The sequence below is a fragment of the Mycobacterium sp. IS-836 genome, assembly GCF_001954275.1.
Classification (GTDB): domain Bacteria; phylum Actinomycetota; class Actinomycetes; order Mycobacteriales; family Mycobacteriaceae; genus Mycobacterium.
In genome coordinates this window covers 1-2,338 of record NZ_MBEU01000080.1, presented here as the reverse complement: position 1 = coordinate 2,338, position 2,338 = coordinate 1, and the positions used below count along the sequence as shown (strand labels likewise).

General features: G+C 62.8%; 3 protein-coding genes, 1 tRNA gene and 1 pseudogene. 2 read left to right on the top strand and 3 right to left on the bottom strand.

The features are described 5' to 3' along the window. Nucleotides 1-135 precede the first annotated feature (135 nt). Complete coding sequence (gene dcd, locus A5747_RS22110; protein WP_076128336.1) at nucleotides 136-708, bottom strand: dCTP deaminase; 573 nt, start codon at nucleotides 706-708, stop codon at nucleotides 136-138. 42 nt (nucleotides 709-750) lie between these two features. After that, nucleotides 751-1,386 (bottom strand): hypothetical protein, encoded by a 636-nt coding sequence (locus tag A5747_RS22105; protein ID WP_076128335.1) that lies wholly within the window; start codon nucleotides 1,384-1,386, stop codon nucleotides 751-753. Nucleotides 1,387-1,595: 209 nt separating this feature from the next. Between A5747_RS22105 and A5747_RS22100 the strand changes: the two genes are divergently transcribed. After that, nucleotides 1,596-1,669, top strand: a tRNA-Gly gene (locus A5747_RS22100). 31 nt (nucleotides 1,670-1,700) lie between these two features. On the opposite strand, the gene A5747_RS22095 is transcribed toward A5747_RS22100, so the two are convergent. Continuing rightward, on the bottom strand, nucleotides 1,701-1,904 hold the full coding sequence (locus A5747_RS22095; protein ID WP_076128333.1) for a hypothetical protein: 204 nt from the start codon (nucleotides 1,902-1,904) through the stop codon (nucleotides 1,701-1,703). A gap of 225 nt (nucleotides 1,905-2,129) precedes the next feature. Between A5747_RS22095 and A5747_RS22090 the strand changes: the two are divergent. After that, nucleotides 2,130-2,338, top strand: a pseudogene (locus A5747_RS22090) (hypothetical protein); the annotation flags it as partial.

The following is a 2,338-nucleotide window of genomic DNA, read 5'->3' as shown; positions in this document are numbered from 1 at the left end:
GCCATCGATACGCCGAGCACGATATCCAAAACAACCCCTCCAAAGGTATTGCTAGCCAAGCCATGGTCGGGCGGAGGAAAAAACCACGACTGACTAAGTATCGCCCACAAATGCGGCAGGGGACCCCCGACGAACCTATGTAGTCCTTATGAAGTTCTGATAGGACCGAGACGGTGTCGGTCCCCGCTGGCCCTGGTACTTCGAGCCGACGCGTGAACTGCCGTAAGGATGTTCGGCCGGGCTGGTCAACCGCAAGATGCACAGCTGCCCGATCTTCATGCCCGGCCACAACGTGATGGGCAAATTGGCGACGTTGGACAGCTCGAGCGTGATGTGACCGCTGAAGCCAGGATCGATGAAGCCGGCCGTCGAGTGCGTCAGCAAACCCAGCCGGCCCAGTGACGACTTGCCCTCCAGCCGGCCCGCGAGGCCGTCGGGCAGCGTGAAGAGCTCCAGCGTCGAGCCGAGGACGAACTCGCCCGGGTGCAAGACGAAGGGCTCTCCCTCGATGGGTTGCACCAGGCTCGTCAGCTCGTCCTGCTGCTTGGCGGGGTCGATGTGGGTGTAGCGGGTGTTGTTGAACACCCGGAACATGCAGTCGAGGCGGACATCGATGCTGGACGGCTGCACCAGGGCGTCGTCGAACGGGTCGATGCCCAACCGGCCGGCGGTGATTTCGTCCCTGAGGTCGCGATCGGAGAGCAGCACTCGACGAGCCTAGCCGTTGGGAAAGTGGCGGCCGTCCTGCCTTTAGTCAGCGAGGTAGCTTTCCTGGCCCGTCGGGTATCCGCCCCCGGTGGTCGTGACGTGGACGTGGTCGTAGTGGCCGAGCCTGGATGTTTGCGCACCATTGGGCGTGTAGTAGACGCCGCGCCAAATCGCGTCCTGTATCCCGAATCGATTCGCGTTCTGCATGACGTAGGCGACGATGGCGTTTCCCAGCGCGATGCCCTGGGCGGATTGGGGGTCGGGGATCATGACGTCGAGTGCCAGACCGAGGGGATGCCACGGCAGCGGATCTGGTCGCACGCCGCCGATTTCGTGAATCTGGGGAAACTCCGCGCTGATGGCCCGGGCGGTCAGGATGGTCCTGACCTGTAAGCCGCGTTCTGACGCAACGCCGACGGGCAAGAAGCGCGACCGGGTGTGATATCTCGATGCCGCCGGAACATCGCGGACGCCGGCGCCAACAGATACATGCGATGCCGCCGCAACGATTTGCAAGCAACACGGCGGGGCGTCACTGATAACGGGTTTGGCTTCGGCGCGCGGCCCGAATGAATCGGTATCCGCGGCCACGGCGAAGAAGGCTGCCGCGGGGGCCAGTACCGCTGCCAGGACAACCGATGGCTTGCGCCGTTTCTTGGCTAATCGATGCCGACCCACGGCAAGCACATTACGGAACGATCACGAAACAATAAACACCGGCTTTTTCACATGCGGGGATAGCTGTGCGTTTCCCCACATCAGGCCATTCTGTCGGGTCAGTTTTCAGTATTCGAATGACACCAAATGCGCCGACCCATGCGCGCAACACCTCGGCGCAGGCGAGCGCGGCCGCGGCCGGCCGGGTGCTAGCCTGCTGGGGCAACAGCGCCGATGTAGTTCAATGGCAGAACATCAGCTTCCCAAGCTGAATACGCGGGTTCGATTCCCGTCATCGGCTCCACGTCTGACCTGCGGCAGCAGTGTTCGACCAGCTAACTCCACTCCCGGATCTTTTCCAGGTAAAGCCTGATCTGTTCCAGGCTGACTCCGATCTTCCGCTGGCCGGATTGGCCACCCAGCACCAGCTGGTTGGTGTCGTTGTCGTACAGGAGGTACTCGTCATCGCGTAGCCGGGTTAGGACCATGTTGACTTGGGCGGCCAACCGCTGAATCCGGCCCGGGTCATCGGTGGTCACACCTGGCCTCCTTCCGCTCTGCCGGCCACATAGCAATGAGGGTGCCACGACGTTGTCAGTGCGGCGGACTGCCCTGGACACTCTGACTCGGCTCCCCGAGCTGAATGCGCGGTTCGAGTCCCGTGATCGGCTCCGCACTTCATAGCGCTTACATAGCTCCGGCAGGCTCCCGATACAGCTTCCCCGGCGACGATCGGTTAGCGGTCTCGTTGGAAGGCGTGCCTAGTGGATATCGTGCTTGGGGTCTCGATGGCGCCCGCTTCGGTTCAGATGGTGCTGGTTCAAGGGGAGAACGCCGACGGCGTCACGTTGGACGAGAACGAATTCGCGACAAGCGCCGGCGACGACTCACCGACCGTCAGCGCGTCCGACCGCGTGGTGGCCGCCATCCTGGCTACCCGCGAAGACTCCGACGCTGCGGGCCTCGAGCTGTC